This is a genomic window from Paenibacillus polysaccharolyticus (assembly GCF_023714295.1).
Taxonomy (GTDB): domain Bacteria; phylum Bacillota; class Bacilli; order Paenibacillales; family Paenibacillaceae; genus Paenibacillus; species Paenibacillus polysaccharolyticus_A.
This window is the reverse complement of the sequence record NZ_JAMAUN010000001.1, coordinates 1,539,263-1,563,166: the sequence shown is the minus strand read 5'-3', so window position 1 is coordinate 1,563,166 and position 23,904 is coordinate 1,539,263. Positions and strand designations below refer to the sequence as shown.

Here is a 23,904-nt window from a genome sequence, read left to right as displayed (position 1 = left end):
GGATATTAAAAAGTGAATACATATGTTGCATTAGTACAATGTCTTACTTCTGTCTCTCTTGTTAATTAGGGGGAAAACACTTCCGGGTAATCACTCTTCCAAGCGCCCATACAGCCAATTAAGCAATACTTAACACATGTGATCACACTGCTGTCCTCATCCGTTTCATATTCAACTGAAATATTGATGTCGGATTTACGCCAAGCCAGATAAGGGCCACTGCCGCCAATCCAGTCACCTTGCTCATAGATATCCGGTTGACCATATACTTCAATCCATTCGTCAGGTGTTGCATTCATCGTTATGCCTTTGGGCAATTGCCCGGCAAACGGTTTTTTAATTCGATCGTCCGAACCCGGTGCAAGAAAATAAATCGCTCCAATGATCCACTCATCCGCAGGGAGATCATCACGTCCGGTTAACGTATTGATTTTGGGGGAGCGATACACATCAATACGCACAGATGCTTTAACAGACCAGATGATGTCATCCTGAAAAGGACCGTCTGGCTTCGCTATTCTTTTTACACCGAAGGGTTCTAGTAAGGCTTGTATCTGCTTGGCATCATATGGTTGACCCAACAGTTCGATAAACTGCTCAGGTGATTGATTGTTATTGGTATCGTTGTTGTTACTCATGTTCATGTTTTTCCACCCTCTCTATGCGGAGTTCATTTTCACCCTTTTCCCTCATCATCTTACGTTTCGTTTGTTCTGTAAAGCATGAAAATAAACATAAAAAACAGAGGAATGCGGAAGTAATCCGCTCCTCTGTTTCATTCAGTTTATTGCGCTAGTTGTAAATGTCCGTGTGCTTCTGTTAATTACTTGTATATTTCACCCAATCATATTCGGCATGTAATGGATTAGCACCATTATATGACCCCAGCCAGCCATCCACACCAGTTCCATTCCAGATATTCATCATAATTTTACCCGGTGTTTTCGGAATATTGGTTGTAGCCGTATGTTTAAGCACACCGTCGACATACCACTTAATGTGACCTGGCTGCCAATCAAACGCATACGTGTGGAATCCCTGGGACGCATCAAAGCCCAGATTTACGATTTTCTCATGATTTCCAACGCCGTTCGTATAATAATTGAATTGGACTTTCGTTGTGTCTTTGCCAAGGAACTCGATATCTATCTCATCCCATTGTGTGCCATGTGCAGGACCTGTGTAGGTGAAAAAAGAAGATACAATTCCTGTATTTTTAGCAGGCTTCATGCTTACTTCGTACAGACCATACCCGTAAGTATTCGTTGACCGATATTCACCACAATCAAACTTGTTGTTTGAAGGACTTGTCAGACTCAACCGCAGCTTGCCATCATTCGTAAAATTAGCATTATTCGCCCGCCACGTACAATTGAACATGGAACCGTTGGAATACCCATCCGCCTTCTGCCAGGTACTTGCATTGTGATACGTTAGTGGTTCCCAAAACACCCATCCCGCGAAAGCGCTTACCGAAACAAATAATGAAACCACTCCCGATACCATTAATGTGAACCATGTCTTCCTCTTCATCAATACACCTCCACCTTTGATTCCAACCATGTAAACAAATGAACACAACTCCTTTTCGTTCTTAGATTCAACAGCCAGTTAATCGATTCACTCATTTTGTAAAGCGCTTACATTGGTTGGTATTTCCATTTTATATGCTACATAATGGACGAACTATAGCAAAGTTTAAAGAACTCATATTCATTTTTTAAGATTGTTTCCCTTTGCCAGGCGAAATGCCTAAAGGCCCATTTTAAATGAACGGGCCTCGTTATTTACTACGTACGACTCGCAATCCCTGATCGGGACCAAGGCCATTCGCATCGAATTTTCCTGGATATGAAATCTCTTCTGTATTTACACTGCTGACCCAGCCGCCTCCCTTGCTGACTCTCCAAGTGTTATCCGGGGTTTCCGGGTGGCTGTGCCAGTCCCAGCACCATTCTCTCACATTACCAGACATATCATAAATGCCTAGTTCATTGGCCTTCTGCTGACCGACTGGCTTGGTTTGATTCCGATTGTTTTCAATAGCGGGCCAGTTCCAGTCTCCTGTTAACGGTTTTTCACCGGCATTCATCCAGTACCACGCCACTTCGTCTGGATTGTTGCTTCCGCTATAAGTAAAATTCTCACTCTTTTGTCCGCCACTTGCGGCATATTCCCATTCTTCTGCCGTTGGCAGCCGATATCCATTCGCGTCTTCATTGATGGTTACAGTCCATTTGACATTATCGTTTTCATTCTTATTATTCGTATCCATCGTTTCTTTATCAATGGTGTAATACGGTTTGAGATTTTCCTTCATGCTACGTGCATTACAGTATTCGATTGCATCGTACCAGCTCACCCTTTCAACAGGCCGGTCTTCACCTTTAAAACCAGAGGGATTGTCTCCCATAACGTCAGCCCATTGTTTCTGGGTTACTTCATATTTGCCGATATAAAAGTCAGACAGTGTGATATCTTTGCCGCTATAACTGGTTTTACTGCTCTTAAATGCTCCACCCTCTACCAATACAAGATCATCGCTCACGGTTGTACTGCCACCTGTCGAACAAGCACTTAATCCAACAACAGCTGCGATGAGCAGAAATACCATCCACTTTCTCATCTGGAAGTCTCCTTTAAGACGGGAATTGAGAGCAAGACAGATCCGTAGACCTGTCTTGCTTGAATCTAGCATGGAAAACGAAATGGAATGGCGATTACCAAACCGTTACGTTGGCGTTACCGCTACTTTGGTATCCTTCAGTCGCCATCACTTGATAGGACCAGCTGCTACCCAGATTCATACCTTTGCTCGCCCAAGCATTAACGTGGTTTCTGAACGTAATCTGAGAGTTCACACCGATTCCACGTTTGGATTGTCTCACACTCCAGTATTGCGGGAATGTTGAATACCCATCAATAGATGGAGCGTTGTATCTCATCGTTGTGTAGATGTCATAGGTACCACCGTCACTGTTCACTGTGCCCTTGTATGTTCCAGTTGGACGGTATGTCCCCCAGTTATCTACCACATAGTACTCAATTAGCGCATTTCGGGTCCAACCATAGAATGTCAAGTATCCGTTACCGGACGGTGCGAACACCCCTGCGTTGTAGTTAACTACGCGATTAGGTGAGCCGTATGTCCAGCCTTTACCTACAACAAAGTTTCCGGTATTCTGCCAGCTGACACTGTAGTTTCCGCCGGCACCGTTCACGGAATTAACTGTGCCTCCCCCATCTGTCCAGTTCTGCCAGTAATCTGTAGCACCTGTCGTAGCGGCGAATACACCAAAACTCATAGAAGCTGCAAGAACAACCGTCAACAATTTTTTGCTGAATTTGAACATAGGGAAAAACCTCCTGATATTTTTATTTTTTGTAATTCACTTACCTGAAGAGGCGCTGGGAAAAAAGATACAGATCATTTTTCCACACGGGCCAGTCGTGCCCTCCGCTTTCTTCATACCAAATATGAGGTACGCCATGCTGTTTCATATACTCATGAACATCAACACTAATCTGAATCAGATTGTCCTGATCACCACAAGACACCCAGAGCAATGACAGAAGTGATGTCGCTTTAGCCGGGTCTGGAACAAGAACATCCGGCGCTTTGGTGTTCGGTGCTGCTGAAAAAGCACCAACCCATGCAAAATGATCCAGGTTACGTAGTCCAATGTTTAAAGACTGTCCTCCACCCATGGACAAGCCGGCAATGGCTCTTTTGTCCCTCGTTTGAGCTACCGGGTAACGGGACTCCACGTACGGGATAAGATCCTGAATGAGATCCGATTCAAAGTGTTCAAATGCCCGAATTTTCTCAGGATCAAAAAGGTCGCCTTCTGCAAGATCATTAGACATTGCACGCCCATTAGGACAAACAACAATCATTGGCTGGATGAGATGATCGGCATAGAGGTTGTCCAGGATGATTGCCGGAGAGCCATAGGTGTGCCACTCCTTCTCATCCCCTCCAATTCCGTGCAGCAGATAGAATACAGGATAGGTAAGCTCCGAAGAAAAGCCAGGCGGCGTATATACCATCGCTTTACGCACGTTGCCAACCGTCTTGGAATCATACTCTATCGTTTCAACTACGCCGCGTGTTATGTTATCACGATACTGGTCAAAACCAGCAGATGCTGAAGCTATCATTCGTTTTACTCCCTTCACGGTTAGCAAGGTCCTCTAAACCTCAAATCATATTTCCGCTAATCAACGTAACCAAACCCCAAAATCGTGAACTGCTTGTCCTTCTGTCCAGGCGCCATGTCAATCTCGATAACATGTTTCCCCGCTTCTTTGTTACTAAATAGAAGCATGGCATGGCAGTGAGTCCAGTTCACTTGGTGCGGATCAGCCTCTTTGACAAGTTCCCCATCCACTTTAATGTGGGCCGTTCCGAACTTATCACTGTCCGAGTCTTTAAAGATCAGGATGAGCCGGCTGCACCGCAAATGCAGCTTGAAACCATTGTCATCTGCTGTTTCACCAGGAGCATACATCCAGTTATTCGGAAAAATCGGTGTACCATAATCATGATCGTCCATCTCGCTCATCTGCAGCTCTGTATCGATGAGACAAAAGCTCCCTGATTCAATCCGGGCAATCTGTTCCCCGTTTTTCCGATCCAACAGTTTGACATTCATATAATCATTTCCAATAATCGGTAACTCCGTTAATTCATCTTCTTTCTGATCGAGATTTGAACGATCTGTAACACGAAACAAATTCCCCAGTGCGTCCGCCATAATCCGATGTCCCACATTCGTGGGATGATAGATATCATGGAAGTACTGCTCTTTAGTTATAACGCCACCTTCATCTTTCGACTTCTGAAATTGCTCTACAAGAGCATCCTTCATGCTCACCATCGGCAGATCATAATGAATGCCCACAGGAGCGAGACGGTCCTGAAGATTCCAATCATTTTTAAACACACTGAAAAGCAGGATGACTGCTGGTTCGTTACCCGAAGCAAGCGCTTTCAACACTAAGCTTTCGTAACAATTTCCACGTGTCTCATCGTCAGCATCGTTTACCGCAAACTCGATAATGACAATGTCTGGCTGCACGCTGCCATCCCGGAGCACATCCCGCTCATAACGAATGACGCCAAGTTGCGAAGGCGTCCCGCCTACACCCGCCTTGATCAGCTGAACTGCATCGCTGTCCATCGAAGCGAACATTTCTTTGAAATGTTCATAGGTGTGGTAGGCATAACTTTGGAGATGAATGGGTGTCGCACCAGCGCCATGAGTAATCGATCCCCCAATAAAAGCAAGGACAACAGGTTCACCACGTTTGGCTTTTTCGATTGCTCTCTTTAATCTGACGTTGTTCCCTAAATTCAGTAGTGATCTGTCGATCATGTCAAGATAAGTCGGAGAGTTATAATCAAATTCAGCCTCAAATGATGAAACGGTAACTCCTACGGGGTCACGTGGCGCATGGGTTCCTTGATTCTCATCTACATCTCCTGAATCGCCAAGCATGTTACATCCTCACCAACCTTCCAGCGAAAATTTACACTCTGAGTATTGCCATGTGAAGAAACCTGGACTTGACTGATGTCGATATCAGGCGGTTTCTTCTCTCCGAGTGTAGCGCTTACATAATTTAACAACAACCTGATAAACTATAGGACTTGACTAAATATATCATCCATATCGCTAAATGGAAATAGATGGTATATCACACCTATAATTTTCCATGTAAACGCTTTAATTTGAGTAGTATTACGAATGATATACTTGCATATATAAGTATGTTTGAAGGAGGAAGTCATGAATATCACAGGAAAAGGCACTTATGAGACCGGTACATATGTCAATCTTTTTCAACAATCGGGGTATAGCGAAGAAGAAATCAACGCAAGACTGGAACAGACTTGGAATGATCTGTTCTATGGAGACGAACATACACGAATTTACTATCCTGTTGGCGAAGACAAAGCTTATATGCTGGACACTGGTAACGACGATGTTCGTTCCGAAGGTATGTCCTATGGCATGATGATGGCTGTACAGATGGACAAGAAAGAGGAATTTGACCGTTTGTGGAATTACGCAGTGACATATATGCAACACACGGAAGGACGATATAAGGATTATTTTGCATGGCATTGCAAGCCGGACGGTACACGGCTCTCTCCAGGACCAGCTCCTGATGGTGAAGAGTTTTTTGCTATGGCTCTGTTCTTTGCATGTAATCGCTGGGGCGACGGACCTACACCTTATGACTATGCATTTCAAGCCCGGAAGATCCTTCATGCGTGTGTGCATCAAGGAGAACAAGGAGAAGGTAATCCCATGTGGGAGCCGAGCAACAAGTTGATTAAGTTCATACCCGAGACTCCTTTTAGTGATCCTTCCTATCATCTTCCTCATTTCTACGAACTGTTTGCCAAGTACGCCAATGAAGCAGATCAGACATTCTGGAAAGAAGCTGCCGAAGCAAGCCGGGCTTATCTGCATACAGCCTGTCATCCGGTAACCGGACTTTCGCCTGAATATGCGAATTATGACGGCTCTCCTGCTCCGATTCAGCCGCATGGGGATTTCAGGCATTTTTACAGTGATGCCTACCGCGTAGCAGCCAATATCGCATTAGACTGGGCATGGTTTGGTAAAGACCCTTGGCAAGTGCAGCAATCGAACCGCATACAGGCTTTTTTCAGTGATATCGACGTAGCGGATTATCGCCGGTATACGATTGAAGGGGAGCCTTTTGACGAACCCGCACTGCATCCTATAGGTTTGCTGGCCACGAACGCAATGGCTTCACTGGCAGCAGATGGCCCACATGCCGATGCTTTTGTGCGGTTATTCTGGAACACCCCTCTCCGCCAGGGTAAACGTCGTTATTATGATAACTGTCTTTATTTCTTCACCATGCTTGCATTAAGCGGAAGATACAGGATGTATTAAGAGTATTTTCAAAAAAATTGCTGCATCGGCTTTCTTTCGGATTGCGATATAGACGCGAAGACGACAAAAGACGGACCCCATCGCATTCCACGAGTAAGGTCCGTCTTGCTTCTGTTTTTTACTTGGATGATACGGATGAAGCATCATAAGCGGACTGCATAATTTCCAGATAACGATTCATATTCAGCCCTTCCAGTCCTTTCACATATTCATCCCAGTCTTTATCCAAACTCTTTGCTCCCGTGATGAATTGTAGTGCATTCTGGTCGATATAATCTTTGATATTGGTTTGCATCATGCTGGTTTCATCCGCAAGGGATGGATCAACCCACAATGCCCAATGCGGGAAAACCTCTTTAGGTTCTTTACCTTCCATCAACAGTGTTGCTTCGTACAGACGACGTTCATACCCGTCATCGGCATAGATGTCTGTTCCCTGTACTTCTGCATCGCGATATGCCCGGTGATGATTGTACTGGCTTAATGCAGCCCAGCTGTCATTACGAGGTTCTTCCCCGGATGGAAGCGGAATCGCTTTATAGAGCGGCTGTACCTGATCATTCAGAGCCACTTCTCCCTCTTCCGGTTTGCGCCAGCTTAAGCCTTCTTCGCCCAGATATGAAGCCATAGCTCCTTCTTGGGTATAGAAGTAATCCAGCATTTTTATGGCTGTAATCTGCGTTTGCTCACTGGCTTTGTTGGTCAGTACAAATGTTGCACCAGGATCGACCGGATAGTTGTACGAAGCATATTCAGCATTTGGCCCTTTTAATGGCGGGATCGGATTGTAATCATTGCCGTACGGTGACCCTTCAGCCGTGGTTACGAACAAGGATGGATGCATAGCCGCTCCTGCACCCAGAAGCTGCGCGTCAGCATTGTCTCCAATTTTCTTGAAGGCACCTACATTCTGCGTAAAAGCACCCGGATCAATCAACCCTTCATCATATAAGGATTTGATGTACGTAAGACCTTCTTTCCACTCCGGTTTATTCGCTACCGTTTCAACTTTGCCTTGATTCAGGATGAGGTAATTCCGGTCATCGTCATAGATGAAACCATTCATCAGATAGGGAATAATGTGTACACCAAAGTTCTCCGTAGAACCACTCAGCGGTACTTCATCTGCCTTGCCGTTTCCGTTCGGATCTTTCGTTTTAAACGCTTTCAGCATTTCCCGGAACTCTTCTGTCGTTGTTGGTTCTTTGATATTCAGCTGCTCCATCCATTTGGTATTCACCCACATCTTGTTTGGATACGAACAGTGGAAACACTCATTTAGCCCGGTCAGTCCATAGATTTTACCGTCAGGTGCGGTATTCATTGCTTTGTAGTAATCATTGCTATCGAGCACCTTCTTGATGTTAGGCGCATGCTGATCAATCAGATCATTCAGCGGCAGGATCACACCCTGTTGCCCGAACTTCAACAAGTCAGTCTGTGAGAAACGATCTACCCAAGGGATGAGCAGGTACAGGTCCGGATAGTCCCCGGAAGCCAGGGATATCTGTCTTTTTTCAGCTGCTCCATCAAAAGGAACTGTCGTCCAGTTGAACTTGATATTGAACTTTTCCTCCATTTTCTTGGTAAATTTATTGGTAGCCAGGTTCATATCCGACCCTTGGTGCACAAATACATTCATCGGGACTTTTCCGTTCGCGTCCACTTCACCACTGCCTTTTTCCGAAGACGAGCAGCCTGCAAGTACCAACGTAAGAAGCAACACGCAAGCAAGTATCGATGCACTTATTTTCCTCAATAAAATCCTCTCCCTCATGAAAGTTGTAATTGAACTTATCCTTTAACTGAGCCAATCAACATACCTTGCACGAAATAACGCTGTACAAAAGGATAGATGATCAGAACCGGTAAGCTGGCCATGACAATCAAGGAGTACTTCATCAGTTCAGCCATTTGCTGTTGTTTGATCATTTCGGAAGCATCCATATTGCCTGAGCTACCTAGAATAAGAATACTTCGTAAAATCAGCTGTAGCGGGTAGAGCGACTGCGATTTCAGATAAATGAGTGCGTCGAAGTAAGCGTTCCATTGACCAACCGCGTACATCAACGACAGTACAGCTACAATCGGCTTGGCAAGTGGTAATATGACACTGAAGATAAACCGAATATCACTGCACCCATCGATATCAGCCGCCTCTGAAAGCTCATCCGGTATGGAATTTTGAAAGAAGGTTCGCGCAATAATGACTTGCCACACCCAGATTGCATTCGGAATTAGAAGTGCCCAGCGTGTATCGATGAGTCCCAGGGATTTAACAACCAGATATGTTGGAATCAAACCACCAGCAAAGAGCATCGTGAACGTAATGAAAATCATTAGCGTGCTGCGTCCGACAAAAGTCTTTTTGGACAATGGATAAGCAATCATGATCGTTAACGCTACGCTGATAAACGTACCGCAAATTGTATAGAACAATGAGTTTGCATAACCCATCAGCACTTGTTCATTCCGCAATACAGCTTTGTATCCTTCGAATGAGAGATCAACTGGCCAGAGCCATACTTTGCCTGAAGAAACGGCTGACGGACTGCTGAGTGATGAACTGACAATGTAGATCAATGGATACAGTACAGCAACCAGCACGAGTGACAGAATGATGTAGATTGCCGTAATAAACAGACGATCCCCAAGCGATTCTCTAATGACAGGGTTTTTGTTCGCTCGTGAACGACCTGCCTGTGATTGTAAATTAGACATCCTTCAAGTCTCCTCCCCTCCGTGTGGTTACCATAGGCTTGTATTGGACAGCCGTTTTGCGGCTGCATTGACCGTTAACAATAAGATGAGATTAATGACAGAGTTGAACAAACCAACTGCTGTTGCGAAGCTATAGTTCGCATTGAGTAATCCCATTTTGTACACATACGTGGAGATAATTTCGGATGCCGATAAGTTTAAAGGATTTTGCAGAAGGTATATTTTCTCAAATCCTACCGCCATGATATTTCCGACACTTAGAATCAAAATAATGACGGCTGCCGGCAACAAGCCGGGCAAATCCACGTTAATGATCTTCTGTAGCCGATTAGCTCCATCCACTTTGGCGGCCTCATACAATGAAGGGTCAATGCCGGCAAGCGCAGCCAGATAGATGACTGCTGAATATCCCATACTCTGCCATACATCGGAAAAGACATAGATCGAGCGGAACATATCTGGATTACCAAGAAAATTCACCGATTCAAATCCAAGTGCGCCTGCTATAGTATTGACAATACCAAGCCTCGGTGAGAGGAATAACATGATAATCGATACCATAACTACCGTGGATATGAAATAAGGTGCGTAGGTTACCATCTGTACGGTTTTCTTAAACTTCATGTTTTTGATTTCATTCAAAGCCAGTGCCAGCAAGATCGGGATCGGGAATCCGACAATGAGACTGTAAAATGAGATGAGAAGCGTATTTTTGATTAACATCATAAAAGCGGGATTCTGGAAAAGCAGGTCGAAATACTTGGTGCCAGCCCAAGGGCTACCCCAAATTCCTTTGATGACGTTGTAATCCTTAAATGCCAGGACCGTATTCACCATGGGTACATATTTGAAAACGATAAAGTACACCACCGGAGGCAAAATAAGCAGATATAACTGCCAATGCCTCCTGAAACTTCTGGCTAGCGCATGCTGTAACGTTGATCGCTTGCGCTCCTTCACACCGGACTTGCTTTCACTTGTGATTGTTGTTCTCAGAATCATCCCCCCAGTCTGTGAACCCTATGGTTGAAGTGAGCGTCACCTTGTTTTGGTAACGCTTTCTTTGTGCTCATATCATAAGTTCGGCCTGAGGGAATCGTAAAGGTACATCTCGGAAATCAGCGTACATTATACGTATGGATACTATATCTACAGCGTACATTCACCGACCTAATTATCCATCTTCCGAAATACACTTGGTGAAATACCGCGTACACGCTTGAATGCTCTGCGGAAAGAATGCGCACTGTTATATCCCGTAGAAAGTGCAATTTCATCGATGGTCTGATTACTTTCCCGAAGCAGTTCAGATGCTGCATTGATTCTCACCCGCTCCACATAATCGGAAAGATTCTCTCCGGTATGCTCCTTGAATAGTTGAGAGATGAATTTTTCGGATTTCCCCATATGCTCGGAGATTCGGCAGATCGTCAAATTCGCGTCGCCATAATGATTTTCAATATAACACGTAATTTCTTGCACGGTATCCGCATGTGTGGATGATCTTTTTCGCAGCACTTCTTTGCACATATCTTCGGTTAAGCGCTTAAATTTACCACGTAATGCGGCAATGGAATCGGTAATCTGGATACTGGTGACACCATTTTTGTATTCTTCTGCAAAGGAATCATCGTGTTTGATTTTGGGCTCATCCAGCTTCAGGTATGTTCCCTTTAACTCCATAATAAATTGTTGTGCCATCTCATAGGAAAGTTCGCGCTCTTCAAAATTGCGTGCAAACAGCTGATCCAAAATACGAAGAGCCTCTTCCAGTTCTCCTGCCTTGATCGTATTCAGCAAACGCTGTTCTGACTCAATGGGATAATAGTACATTTCATTTTCCTTCAATGTATCTTCAAATCGGACGAGCTCATCTGCTCCCATATGAATCGCATATTCCATGGCCTGTTTGGCTTCATCAAATGAACGGCCTGCATCATTCCAAACTTCGTATGCGGCTCCGGTACCGATTGTTGTTGATATCCGGTATTCCTTATAAATGAGTTCGGTTAATCTGCTGAGTTCAGACTCACAATGACGTATTGCTGTTTCCAGCGGCATCTCGGTTACGGGACATATAAAAGCAATCTGATCTGTGCCCCAGTCCGTCATCAGCAGACTTTCGTTCCATTCTGTCATTGTCTGTCTGATAATTAATTTCGCCACACCAAGCTCCTGAATCGTTTCTTCGCTATCCAGACTCGCATAACCGTTCACCTTGAGCAAACCAGTGATCCCCTGGCTGTTCTCAATGGATAGTTGTGTCTGAGAAGAAATAGCTTCCAGTTCACGAGTAGTATAGAACTCACCCGTAAGCAGACGTTTGATGAATCCATCGCGCAAGAGCGGAATTTGTTCATTCAGCGCGTTCTCCAGCGATTGATTATTGGCGATTAAATGATGAATATGGCTTGCTAGAAAATCATACTCATTACGCCTTTTACCTGAAGGTTCACTGACTTGTTCTCGGAAGGCAGACAACAGTTTGTAGATGGGGGCACTATTTCGATAGGCCAGGATCAGTCCAAAACCTAAACCAAGCGTCAATGTTGCAAGCGTAAAGGCCAATGTCACTTTCTTGATCTGATCCGCATTGGTCATAAGTGCTTTCTCGGGAATACCTGCCATGTAACTCCAGCCGTTTCGATCTGAATGAATGGATATGAGCAGCCGGCCATCTTCAATAGGCTGTACCTCATTCGAATCGTTACCCACATTTTGCGCCAAACGCTGCGCTTCTCCTTCTTCAATACCGCGTGAGAAGATAATTTCGCCGTTCGCATCTCGAACCAAAGTCCAGCCGCCATACTGATCAACGATATGCTGGGTCAGGCTAGCCATCTCATCTTCATCGATTAATACACCAATGGTAGCCTGTGGTTTATTGAAACTATTCAGTGGTAAGGATTGCAGAAAGGTAATTGCTGGTGCCGTGGTTCGCAAGTTGCTGCTTATTTCACGTTTGTAGTTTTGAAGTGGAATAATCTCATTAAAGTGTGGCTTTTTCAAAATACGTTCGCTCCACTGTTCGAAGGTCATACCCTCCAACGCGTTGGCTGCGTAGTAATGTTCTGGTCTGTAATAGACCGTATTGGGTGTAATAATGACGTTATAGTTTGGAATGTAAATAAAAAAGTGAGATAAGTATTCGTTTGTACTGCTGTACATCGATAAACTTCGCTGCATTTTACCTATACCATAAACATTGTAGGTATCCAGTGGTTTGGGATCGGCAATCAAACGGTACAGATCCTGATTGATGGCTAGTTGCCTTGTAAACGCCTCGACCTGTAGCAGATTTCGTTCAATGATTTCTTTTCCCAAATTCAGAGACTTCAGACTATTTTCAATTGAGCTAGCCCTCGCCGCTTCTATGGATGCGCGGTAAGAAGCGTATCCGGCGATCTGTGGAATCATTAGAATGATTACATACGAAATCAAATAACGACGGAACATCGGTGAAAATTTGGACCATAGGAGCTTCAATGTACTCCCCCCTTTTTCTAATCAAGCGCTTACATTTAACGGTTTATGATCATCATTTCATGATACAACGGGCATTTCTGAACAGTGAAGGTACAACTTCTTCCCTATGGTACATTTACACCTGTAGCTATACAATACTTGATTTCTACAGCGTAATGTGCAACTTCACGAGACAAAGGCAATGAATGACAACCTTTTTCGCTCATTCTATCTTGTTGCAACCATATCTAAATACAATACAAATAACCTTCTCAAGTCATTAGATGACCTGAAAAGGTTATTTGTTGCCACTAATTAAGTGATGGGAATGTTGATGTTAGTTAATTACTAACGGCAACAAATTTCCACTGCTGATTCGTTGCACCGGTGTAGGTGTTCTGTTGCAGTTTGGCTCCATCCGATGTGGAAGCGTTCTCAACTTCAATAGCTTTATTACTGTTGACGTTAATAATGCTGTAGTAGCCATTGCCTAGATCATTCACTTTAAAATGCTGTGCCGTTGTATTCAGATTAGCCATGAGCTGCACGGCCTCACCATTAGTCTGTGTACCGTTACGAATGTCGATTACTTTATCCGGTGAATTGACACTCGTCAGCGTGTAGTTGCCCCCACCAATGGAAGTCAGCACCCACTTCTGAGGATTGCCGCCCAGATCACTCCATTGTTGTAATTGGAGGTTGTTCTGATTTTGACCACCAGGAACATCAATTACTTTATTGGAATGACGCGCTACAATTTTGTACGTTGCACCAGACACCAGACCTGTAGACGGATTCGTTGGATTGGTTGGAGTACCACTACCATAATTCTGGGAGCGCTCATTGTACCAAGTGAACAAGAATCGTCCCATCGCACTGCGTGAAGCATCTCCATCCCATTTCAGTCCTGCGGTTGGATCAGCGAATGAACTGCGTGCGCCAGGTTCTAAGATAAAACCATTCATATGAGCCGCGATACTAACATTACCTGCCGCATTGAAAATTCTTTTGGTGTTCGTTCCGAAACCTTCATTACTACCATTGAACAGATTCCAATAAGCTGAATCACCTGGCTTGTTTTTGAACCATGTCACTTCTGTGATGTTGATTGGATATTTATCGGCAGCCGCCTTGACGTTGGTATTCCATTGATCTTGCAAAATGTTGAAGTTGTCATACGCTCCGTATCCTGGATACCAGTGTACAGCATAACCGTAGTTGTTCAGTGGGTCAGTAAGCGGATGACTTGCTGTCAGGCTGTAGAACTGATTGTAACCTAGACCCGCAGCCCAGATCACATTATCTGCGCCCTGATTACGAATCGTGGAGATCATAGAGTTTTGGAAATTACGCAAGTCATTCCAGTGATCCACAAAATCATTCTCCCCGTTGTAACCACCCCAGTGTCCGTTGGCATACGATTTCACCGGCTCATTAATCAGTTCGAAGTGAACGTTGTCTGCACTTTTAATCTCTGGACGGGAGGCAAGATAACCCCAGATTTGATTGAATTTCTGCAAGTTGGCAGCTGTTGTGGCCTGGTCATCCTTCAAGGTGAAGTCGAGTCCCAAAACGACATATACCCCTTTGGTTTTTGCATACTGGATATAAGGAATGATGACGTTCTGCGTCACAGTCTGCACACCGGCAAAGTTGTATGTACCTGCCGCCACATCTCCCATGTCTTGACGGTCAATGAACAGACGCACCTGATTCATTTTCCAGCCATGATTGCTGCCATATTTCGGACTGGTATCTGCAAATGTGTCTGTGATGTCTTTCAGATAGGCCAATGTTGCGGCATGACGATTGTTACCATGAAGGTTGAGGTAATAATTGCTGTCCTGATACGTCCAGTATGCGCCGGAAGGTTGATGCCAGCCATTAAGGAGTACAGGTTGATTGTTGCTGTTGACCAAGTTTTTGCCACTCACTTTTAGTTTCCCCATAGGCATACCTACCCAAGCATCCGCTTGGCTACCGCCCCATTGAGCAATCGTAATCAGTAATGCCAGAACGAGTAAAAGCTTGCAAGACATCATGAACTTTTTCACTGCTATTCCTCCTGTTTGATTAAATTGGCTTACATTACTGCGATAGGAAGCTACCCTCAAACCTGATATTTAGCAAGATCAAGATTTAATCTCATCTAGACTCGGTTGGCGCGCGCTCCCTTAAGCCATTCCATATCCAATGATAACGCGGGCTGTAACACATAAGATTAGCTGTACGCCATTCCCTGCAATTAACCTCATCAAGGTAAGCTTCCTTGGTATAGTCCTTAAAATATTTCTCAGAATCATTCATGAGATTTTCCTCCTTTCTTATAGGAATACTTGAATATTTTATAGGGGCACACCTCTTCGCTCTACGCGTCTATCCTACGATACCTGTGCGCTCCACACTTTCCACGAAATATCGTTGCACAAACAAATAAATGATAATTAACGGCAGGATCGCAAGCAGAATACCTGTATCCTGAATCATGCTCAGATAAAACGGATCGGCCTGAGAAGCTGCACCGTCTGTAACCTGTTGAGCGAGATTGTACGGCAACGACGATAGCTGTGTTGACATGACTTTACTCGAAGTCAGATACGTCGTTGTGTAGAAGCTGTCGTTCCATTGCCATACGAAGGAAAACAGCATGACGGTGACTATGGATGGGATGGCATTCGGCAGCATGATACGGGTAAATGTGCGACTGATGCCTGCGCCGTCCACGTATGCCGCCTCCTCTACTTCTTTCGGGATGCCTCTGAAGAATTGGCGGAATATGAAGATATACAAACCTGCCTTTAGTGAATTTGCGGTAACGGCTGTCAGAATAAACGGCCAGTACGTATTAAGCAAGTTCACCGGTTTTCCGGAAAACAGCGTCATCAGCCCCATCAGATCAAAGCTTTTCAGATTCAAATACACCGGAATGAGAATCGTTGTAGGCGGCACAAGAATCGTCAGAATGACGCCTGCAAACAGCCAGTTGCTACCCTTGAACTTCAATCTGGCGAATCCATAACCTGCAAGCGCGCATGATGCTGTAGTCAACAGTGTTGTTGTTGCAGACAACGCAAACGTATTGAACAGCGTAGCCCAGTAATCCATGACACGAATAGCCTGCTTAAAATTGTCGATCGAGAAGTTCTGAGGAATCCATACAACGACTGCCGAATAGAGATCACCCTTGGCTTTGATCGATGTGGATATTTTTTGGAATATCGGAAATAAAATGACAAAGGAAAGTCCGGTGATCAGAACAAATCGAATGATGGACCATAGCCAGCTCTTCCATTGCTCAAGCGATAATAATCGTGATGTTGTCACGCGGAATGCCCTCCTTTCTAATCTTGATAGAAGACTCGTTTTGAGAAAATGATCGATACGATCACAAGAATGATGGCAATCGCTACGAAATATACCCAAGCCATCGCAGAGCTAAGACCAAAATCAAATTTGACAAATCCCGTATCACGGATCAATTCCGTCATTGCATTATTCGCAAAGGAGTCGATAATCGTATAGATCGCGTTCACAAAAATCAGCGGGCTGACCATCGGAAACGTGATTTTCCAGAATGCCTCGTATCCTGTCGCCCCCTCCATCTTGGACGCTTCATACAGCTGCGGAGAGATGGTCTGAATACCGGCCAGGAAAATCAAAATCTGTACTCCCGATTGACTGACGATCTGGTAGATTCGGTCTACAGCCCCGCTTAAATACGTAACAATCCATTCACTTACGCCCGCATTGAGCATCAGACCTTCCAGTTCCAATGTGCCAAAAGTACTTCCCCCGGTGCTGTTCTGGTTTACAGCTTCAATCAAACTCGTGCTTTCGAGCGACATAATAACGCCAGATGCCAGAATAACAGGCAAGAAAAAGATCGATCTGGCTAAAGCACGGCCTCTGAATTTCTGATTCAGAATGACTGCAAGGAACAAACTGAAAATGACAATAAGCGGTACGTTCACAAGTACATCTGTAATGGACTCAATTAGTGCCCGGTTAAAGCTTGTATTCACGGTAAGTGCCTGAACATAATTGGCGAACCCCGTAAATTGAATCGCAATTCCTTCTGCGTTGGCTTGAATGGTGCTCATGCTGTATCGCAGAGACGCCAGCAGCGGAACGAAGAAAAACAATACAAATCCGATCAGCCACGGAAGTACGTAGACAACACCCCACATCGCTTTCTGTTGAGCATACGTACGACTTCCCCATTTGAATTTCAGGAGTGTCTTCAGAGCTGCTCACCACCAGTCAGATAGCTTAGGGCTTCTACGGTATGATTATCTACTTCAACAGGAGAGTCATTGTAATTGACAATCACATATCTTCCGCCTTCATAGGTTGTTCGGAATACACCTTCACTCAGAGATTCATGAGCAATCATTGGACGTCCAGTGAACGACTGGTTCACCTGGCTTACTTCCTTATAGATGTCTGCTGCCAGATCAATCCACTGCTCGTAATTCGCGGCATAGAGATGGTTGTAATCCGTTTCTTTCACCACATGGTTCGGAGCATTAAACCAGGCAAAATAAGGGCTAGCTCCATATTCAATCAGCTTCAGCACATACTGTCTCGCATCCGTATACGTGGACAGATTGTATGGAGAACCGGTATAAGGAATACTACCGTGCACGACCAACTGGAAGAACGGAACTTCTTCGTCCTCCAGTTTGAACCGACTACTGCTCATCGGAGCATCCGTAAGACCTGTAACATAAGGCAGTGCGTATGCGTTCCCGCCTTCAGCCACGATGGAGCCTGTTTGTTGCTTAATCTGCTCAAAAGCTTTTCGAACCGTATCCAGTGCCTGCGTACGATCAAGCAATTTCTTCGGATTCATATCGCTATTCAACTGCTCAGCCATATCTTTCAGAGAAATGCCTTTTACCTCAAGCGGTTTCATCTCCTTGAGCATATCTGTTGTTACATCATCAATCTCATTCGGTGAGAGGACATAGGAAATAGATACATCCTTCGTCCGTCGCTCCAAAGCCAGATCCATTGGATACAGGACCGCTGGTTCCTGCGTTAAAGACCGGGAAGCCTCACTCGATGGACTGAATCCCTTCTTCGATTGTACGTTCAGTATGGTTACATCCGGATAAAATCCGATGCCCGCTTCACTCGTAAAAGCGCTGAACTCTTTCATTCCTTTTTTCCCGCCGATTACTCCGTCGACCTTAATAGAATCCGGCAATCGATGGTGCAATCCATCGTTGAACCATCCGGCATAACGTACTTGAATGTTCGACACGTTTTTTTCCATCAGCTTCGAGAGAATCTCTTTTCCTTCATCAAACGTCGTCAGAGCTTCCGTGGAGTTATACGGTATACCGAGCATATGTTGTCTCGTTGTCATCCCACCAAAAAGTTTGAGATAAAACGGAAAAGCAGACTGCTCATTAGATGTTTTCAGTTCGGGAAGCCCTCCAGTTTGTACCAGGTACTCCCGGTACAGTGAGGCCAAACCCGAATACGAAGCCTGCTCTGCACCTACAAAAGCGTAACGAACCACGAAGTCAGATGACGTTGGTTTATTCTGAAACTTCGGCAATGTGCGAACCATGTCACTGGACTGAAGTGTAATATCACTTTTGTTCACGACATAGAAACTGGGATATACGTTATTGTAGCTGTTCAGCTTCCCGCTGATATCGGCATTTACCACTGCCGCCGCATCCCCTTCTTCGATGATGCCCAGGAAAGCGCCTTCGGGACGAATCACGCCAAAAACAGGCAATCTCGCTTTGCTTTCATTCGAACTTGCTTCACGTAGCTTCATCGTTAAATCCGGACCGTAAATATCCTGCTGGTAGGATGGGTACTGCAATTTTCCGTTGTTAAAGTGGATGAGTGCTCCTGACCCGTCTGGTACGAGAATTGATCCATCATCCTGCGACCCACCGGCTCCGAAATACTCCAACACAGACAGAGTGTTTATCGGATACTCATCTGGAAAATGAATACCGGATGCTGGTACTCGTACTTTCAGTTGATCTCCATCCAGTTCATATTCCATCGTGAGCATGAACAGACGCGGCCCGCTTCGTTCCTGCTCAATGCCATGCTCGGCGTGATCTTTGGCAAGGTCTTCTTCTGTGTAGCCGGCGTCTTCGAAAGCTTTCAGTGCACGGGTAAGTTGCAGACCTTGCATAGCTTTGTCAATCCGATTGTATACGCCTTCATCTTTATCTTCCGCATATCCTACTTTCAAGGCCCGTTCGCCGGATTTATCGAGCTTCGCCAGCACATATTGTTCGAAACGTTCCTTGCTGATCTTCACTGGCAGATCTTCAATAGATCGCTCCGTGTTGCCAAATTGATAGTGAACGCGTACCCCGTTCGGTAATGTTTCGTAACTCACTTGTTTATGCCGAACACTGTCCGTGAACGAATTCACCATACTGCTCTGGCCTGAACTGTTGAAAAAGCTCAGTCTGGATTGGGAGGACAGAAGGTCCTTGTTAATTCCGGCTGCAATGCCATCCTTCTCGCGTTCTTCCGGGTTACTGCGCCAGATTTGTCCGCTTTTACTATGGATAACGGCAATTTCAGCAGTCTCCTCGTTGATCAACAACTGCAAAGCGTTGTTTCGGGCGATGCCGATCATGCCGGGAATGCGTGTATCACTAAAAGCAGATTTCAGTTTTTCTCCGGGAGGCAGGGAAGGAGTCTCCACTTGACTAACATCTGCTGCCGTCTCGCGAGCCGCCGTAGATGGCGAGAACTGACAACCGCTTAGAAGTAAGCTACTCACCAGCAGTATTCCGGTTATTTTTTTGGCTGCGGCATATTTCATTGTGATTTCCTCCTTCCTAGCCCCGAAGCACTAATTCCTGATAGATAGTGTAGACAAAAGAGACGATCTGCTGCACAAGACTGAAGAACAACAGGCATAGAAATGCCATAAATGCCATAGCTACAAGCGTGAGTAGCATCGTTAGAATCGTTTTGGCTGGGCTGTACTGATGCACGGTCATGTTACCCACAAACAGCAGGTATACGGTCCAGCAAACCGCAATCGCGTTAGAAAAGTAATAAAATGCCGTTTCCTGCGCAGAAATAGCCAGACTTAGCCAGATCCACGGGAAATGCACCAAAAACATCGGAACGAGGGCAAAACACGTCGACATGAAAATTTCAGAGAACTTGCCCTCGCCGTCCATCAAAGTGGTTAGCGACCAGTTGGCCACACACCAGAACAACACGGGAATAACGACGTACACCATCTCAAGCAGGCTGTTCAGGTACTTGGGATTGTTAAAATTAATCAGAAAGCCGCTGTACTGGGCTTGCAAAATTTTAGTGAAGACGAGCAACACCATAATCATCAAAGAGATCAGCAGTGTCGTTTTTTGATTCCGCTCATATTTCAATTCCCAATACCCGTCAAAGGGATGAAAAATAAGATGCAGCGGGTACTGGTACAATTGTTTACTTGACGCCTGCATTCGTTGTCCTCCTTTTCTGTCTACGAACGATGGCGATGGTGACGAACGCAGCTACAGCCAGGAATATACCGGACATCACCCATGAAAAGTGTTCACGCATCAGTTCTTTCCGATAGAGAAGAAAAGCTTTGGAATACCCTTGACGCTCCATGCTTTGCTTAAAGTATTGCGCCGACTCGGCATATTCTTTCTGGCGAAGCAGCGCTTTACCAATACCAGCATAGGCATATTCCAGATTTGCATTCATCTCGGCAGCCTTGCCAAACAGTTCCGAAGACTGATCTTCTTCTCCGTTGTAATAACTGCGCACGGCATCATGTAGTGTGCGGCCATACTCTGTCGTCTGGAATACGGTAATTTCGCCAAGCGCTTTGTCCAGTACAAGCATCCGGTCTCCCGCTCGCTCCAGCGCGACAGGTGTATTAAACAAACCCATCCGGTTCCCGATGCCGCCAAAAATATGGAGCAGATAACCGTCGCCATTATAGGTAAAGATGCGGCCCCTGTTCGAATCGAGTACAGAGTACATATCGCTGTCACCTACATCGACATCAATCAGACGTGATGGTCCGGCTTCCGTGGTATATCTCAGATCACCTTGAGGTGCTGAATATCCTTCTCTCCGCAAAATGTCTGTTCCTTGGGCATTCAATTTCTTAATGGGATCTTTGCCGCGATCACCGCTGGTGGCGTAGATAAATCCTTCTTTGTCCATATCCAGATTGGTGAACTCGGTTGGGGTAAACATGACCATTTGACTTCTCTGCTCCCGAGTAGCGAATCGTTTCCAGAGATATTCAACCGGATCAACCTGAACCCGATTTGCACCAATGAAAGAGGAAAACTCGCCATCGGCGCTGAATTCCATGAAGCCGTCAAATACACCTGAGGCCATTACGTAAATTCGCTCACCCTGATCCATCACAATCCGAATCGGTTTGAATTGAAAGTCCTCGTTTAACAAGTCCGACTTCGGTTCAGCTACAATCTTCACGAGCTGTCCCTTGTTATCCAAGTGCACAACCCGCTGATTATCCGAATCAGCCACCAGTAAATCCCCTTTTTCCGTTACAAACAATCCTTGCGGGTTTTTAAATTGATCTTTTTTGCCGTCATTTTGGAACGACTCAATTGTCCGTACTAGCTTGAAGTTGCGATCCATCTCGACAATTCGTCCATTACCCGAGTCAAGCACATAGACACGCTCATCTGCGGTAACATGCATATCACTCGGTTCCTTGAAAGGCGTTATATTCAGCTTCTTGCCTGTAATAATCGTTGTGGCTTCATAAGCAGCCGGAGCTGGAACGGTATCTCCGTAATAGGAATAGTGATAGGCATCTGGATCACCGTCTGCGCTTGCAGGCAGTGCTGCTGAACTGAACAGCAGGAGGCAGACCATGCCCATGATGACCCATTTACGTTCTTTCCATGTGCTTTTTCGCGTGCTATGCTGCACTTTGCTGCCTCCTTTCTATTCTTTCATGCCTGAAGTAGCCATCGTCTGCATCACACTGCTCTGAGAGATAACAAACAGCGTGATCGGTACGATCATGAGCAGTAGCGCTACGGCAGCACCAACCCCTGCTCTGGCAATCCCGCCTTGTACGATCTGACTGAGTGCATAATGCAGCGTTTTGAGATTTTCACTGTAAATAAAACTACCGCCGTCTGTTCCCCATAGTGCAGGGAATTGCAAAATCATAAGTGTGAGCCATGCTGGCTTCACATTAGGCATCACAATGCTCCAGAAAATCCGGTATTCATTCGCGCCATCAATCTTCGCTGCTTCCAGCAACGCATCCGGAATCTGTTCCATGAACTGTTTCATTAGAAACAGCCCGAGTGAGAACGCCAGCGAAGGAACAATGATGGAAGCGTGTGTGTTGATCCAACCAAGCCAGGACATCACCATGTAGTTCGGAATTGCCGTAACGTGAGGCGAGAACATCAATGACAGAATAACAATGGTAAATAATATTTTTGACCCCGGAAAACGATATTTTGCCAAGGGGTAAGCTGCTGCTGAAGCAAGCAGGATGTGCCCTGCCGTGCCTACCAGTGTAATGAGGAGTGTATTGGCAATATATCGAGACAAGGGGACCCAGGAATTACCCATCAGATTAATCAAATCTGCGAAATTTTCTGTCGTCGGGTTGTTCACCCAGAAGCGCGGCGGGAAGATAAACAGTTCATCCAGCGGCTTAAAGGCATTGTTCACCGCATAAATCAGCGGAAGCACCATAAACGATCCGAACACAGCCAGTAGCGCAAACAACATGAAACTGACGGTAAATGACCGGTTGAGTCTCTTCGGCATGCCGAAGACGGCACGTACTTTGCTGGTCATCGTCATTCACCTATCTTTCTCAGCATTTTTTGCGTGAAAATGTTCGTTCCAAGCATCAGTGCAAACAGGACGGTTGCGATTGCTGAAGCATATCCCATCTCAAAGCGAATCGTACCAAAGTCCATCAAATGGGTGACCACGGTATGTGCTGCATAGTTAACACTTGGGAAACCAGCTAGTGCAATCGAAATTTCGGCTACTGCGAACGAGGCTGTAATCTGCATGACTGCACCAAACATCAACTGAGGTCTCATGGATGGCAGTGTAATGTACCAGAGCTCCTGCCAGCGGTTTTTGATACCGTCCACCGTTCCGGCTTCCACCAGCGAGCGGTCAATTGTCTGCAAACCGGCAATAAAAGCCAAAAAGCTGGTTCCGAGACTAAGCCATAGCTGCACCAATATAACGATGCCCAGTACATACTTCTCGTTAGAAAGCCACTGAATCGGCTCCAGAATCACGCCAAGTCGCATGAGGAAACCGTTCATATATCCGTAGCTGTCACCAGAGAAAATGATCAGCCAGATGAAAAATACATTACCTGAGATCGATGGCGCATAGAAAACCAATGTCATAACTGCCCTGACTTTAGGAGACAGCTCATTGATAATCCAAGCAAATAAAAAACAGGCAATATAACTGACTGGACCCGTGATCACTGCAAACAGCAACGTGTTTTTCAGTGCAATTAAGAATACGTCGTCGTTCAGGAACAACCGGGAATAGTTTTGCCAACCGACAAAACGTGGAAATTCAAGCATATTAAAGTGAAAAAAGCTGAGACCGAGCGATATGCCGACCGGAATAACCGTAAACATGAAAAAGATCAGCATAAAGGGTGCCATTAATACGTAATAATGCCTGCTGAGATACAGATTCCTTTTCAATAAGGACCACCAGCCGACCTGGCGTGTATGCATAACAGGAGCGGCGGCTGTCTTGGATGTTTTAGCTTGCAACCGTTACCCTC

20 protein-coding genes are annotated in these 23,904 nt (G+C 45.3%); 1 reads left to right on the top strand and 19 read right to left on the bottom strand.

Annotation, left to right across the window (positions count from 1 at the left end):
* Positions 1 to 65: 65 nt before the first annotated feature.
* From M3629_RS07285 to M3629_RS07260, 6 genes are all read right to left on the bottom strand, one after another.
* On the bottom strand, positions 66 to 638 hold the full coding sequence (locus M3629_RS07285; protein WP_251503582.1) for a hypothetical protein: 573 nt from the start codon (positions 636 to 638) through the stop codon (positions 66 to 68).
* 181 nt (positions 639 to 819) lie between these two features.
* Positions 820 to 1,533 carry a beta-glucanase gene (bglS, locus tag M3629_RS07280; protein ID WP_251503579.1) on the bottom strand — a complete coding sequence of 238 codons (714 nt, stop codon included), beginning with the start codon at positions 1,531 to 1,533 and terminating at the stop codon, positions 820 to 822.
* A 250-nt stretch (positions 1,534 to 1,783) separates the two neighbouring features.
* Entirely contained in the window at positions 1,784 to 2,626 is an 843-nt protein-coding gene (locus tag M3629_RS07275) for a formylglycine-generating enzyme family protein (protein WP_251503576.1), read from the bottom strand.
* Positions 2,627 to 2,720: 94 nt separating this feature from the next.
* Positions 2,721 to 3,353 (bottom strand): glycoside hydrolase family 11 protein, encoded by a 633-nt coding sequence (locus tag M3629_RS07270; protein WP_090915975.1) that lies wholly within the window; start codon positions 3,351 to 3,353, stop codon positions 2,721 to 2,723.
* Positions 3,354 to 3,393: 40 nt separating this feature from the next.
* The gene (locus M3629_RS07265; RefSeq protein WP_251503573.1) at positions 3,394 to 4,161 is read right to left on the bottom strand and encodes an alpha/beta hydrolase; all 768 of its coding nucleotides are present in this window, start codon (positions 4,159 to 4,161) and stop codon (positions 3,394 to 3,396) included.
* A gap of 56 nt (positions 4,162 to 4,217) precedes the next feature.
* On the bottom strand, positions 4,218 to 5,501 hold the full coding sequence (locus tag M3629_RS07260) for an SGNH/GDSL hydrolase family protein (protein ID WP_251503570.1): 1,284 nt from the start codon (positions 5,499 to 5,501) through the stop codon (positions 4,218 to 4,220).
* A 291-nt stretch (positions 5,502 to 5,792) separates the two neighbouring features.
* Here M3629_RS07260 and M3629_RS07255 point away from each other — a divergent pair, with 291 nt between their 5' ends.
* Positions 5,793 to 6,935, top strand: coding sequence for a glycosyl hydrolase family 8 (locus M3629_RS07255; RefSeq protein WP_251503567.1), 1,143 nt, complete (start codon positions 5,793 to 5,795; stop codon positions 6,933 to 6,935).
* 118 nt (positions 6,936 to 7,053) lie between these two features.
* Here M3629_RS07255 and M3629_RS07250 read toward each other — a convergent pair whose 3' ends face one another.
* The 13 genes from M3629_RS07250 to M3629_RS07190 all read right to left on the bottom strand — a co-directional run bounded on the left by M3629_RS07250 (position 7,054) and on the right by M3629_RS07190 (position 23,854).
* The gene (locus M3629_RS07250; RefSeq protein ID WP_251503564.1) at positions 7,054 to 8,712 is read right to left on the bottom strand and encodes an ABC transporter substrate-binding protein; all 1,659 of its coding nucleotides are present in this window, start codon (positions 8,710 to 8,712) and stop codon (positions 7,054 to 7,056) included.
* Positions 8,713 to 8,729: 17 nt separating this feature from the next.
* Positions 8,730 to 9,656 (bottom strand): carbohydrate ABC transporter permease, encoded by a 927-nt coding sequence (locus M3629_RS07245; RefSeq protein ID WP_251503561.1) that lies wholly within the window; start codon positions 9,654 to 9,656, stop codon positions 8,730 to 8,732.
* A 27-nt stretch (positions 9,657 to 9,683) separates the two neighbouring features.
* Positions 9,684 to 10,538 carry an ABC transporter permease gene (locus tag M3629_RS07240; RefSeq protein WP_123063785.1) on the bottom strand — a complete coding sequence of 285 codons (855 nt, stop codon included), beginning with the start codon at positions 10,536 to 10,538 and terminating at the stop codon, positions 9,684 to 9,686.
* A 288-nt stretch (positions 10,539 to 10,826) separates the two neighbouring features.
* A complete protein-coding gene (locus M3629_RS07235; protein WP_251503555.1) occupies positions 10,827 to 13,142 on the bottom strand; it encodes a helix-turn-helix domain-containing protein in 2,316 nt (771 codons plus the stop codon).
* A 320-nt stretch (positions 13,143 to 13,462) separates the two neighbouring features.
* Positions 13,463 to 15,175, bottom strand: coding sequence for an RICIN domain-containing protein (locus tag M3629_RS07230; RefSeq protein WP_251503552.1), 1,713 nt, complete (start codon positions 15,173 to 15,175; stop codon positions 13,463 to 13,465).
* A 91-nt stretch (positions 15,176 to 15,266) separates the two neighbouring features.
* The gene (locus tag M3629_RS07225) at positions 15,267 to 15,428 is read right to left on the bottom strand and encodes a hypothetical protein (protein ID WP_251503550.1); all 162 of its coding nucleotides are present in this window, start codon (positions 15,426 to 15,428) and stop codon (positions 15,267 to 15,269) included.
* 69 nt (positions 15,429 to 15,497) lie between these two features.
* Entirely contained in the window at positions 15,498 to 16,445 is a 948-nt protein-coding gene (locus M3629_RS07220; protein WP_251503547.1) for a carbohydrate ABC transporter permease, read from the bottom strand.
* Between the two features lie 17 nt (positions 16,446 to 16,462).
* A complete protein-coding gene (locus M3629_RS07215) occupies positions 16,463 to 17,308 on the bottom strand; it encodes a carbohydrate ABC transporter permease (protein WP_251503544.1) in 846 nt (281 codons plus the stop codon).
* 53 nt (positions 17,309 to 17,361) lie between these two features.
* Entirely contained in the window at positions 17,362 to 19,932 is a 2,571-nt protein-coding gene (locus M3629_RS07210) for a DUF5696 domain-containing protein (protein ID WP_251503541.1), read from the bottom strand.
* Positions 19,933 to 19,948: 16 nt separating this feature from the next.
* On the bottom strand, positions 19,949 to 20,584 hold the full coding sequence (locus M3629_RS07205; protein WP_251503538.1) for a YIP1 family protein: 636 nt from the start codon (positions 20,582 to 20,584) through the stop codon (positions 19,949 to 19,951).
* On the bottom strand, positions 20,568 to 21,992 hold the full coding sequence (locus tag M3629_RS07200) for a hypothetical protein (protein ID WP_251504618.1): 1,425 nt from the start codon (positions 21,990 to 21,992) through the stop codon (positions 20,568 to 20,570). The genes M3629_RS07205 and M3629_RS07200 overlap by 17 nt, the downstream gene beginning before the upstream one ends.
* 66 nt (positions 21,993 to 22,058) lie before the next feature.
* A complete protein-coding gene (locus tag M3629_RS07195) occupies positions 22,059 to 22,934 on the bottom strand; it encodes a carbohydrate ABC transporter permease (protein ID WP_090915952.1) in 876 nt (291 codons plus the stop codon).
* Between the two features lie 2 nt (positions 22,935 to 22,936).
* Positions 22,937 to 23,854, bottom strand: a complete 918-nt coding sequence (locus tag M3629_RS07190; RefSeq protein WP_423246135.1) for a carbohydrate ABC transporter permease — start codon at positions 23,852 to 23,854, stop codon at positions 22,937 to 22,939.
* Between the last annotated feature and the right edge of the window lie 50 nt (positions 23,855 to 23,904).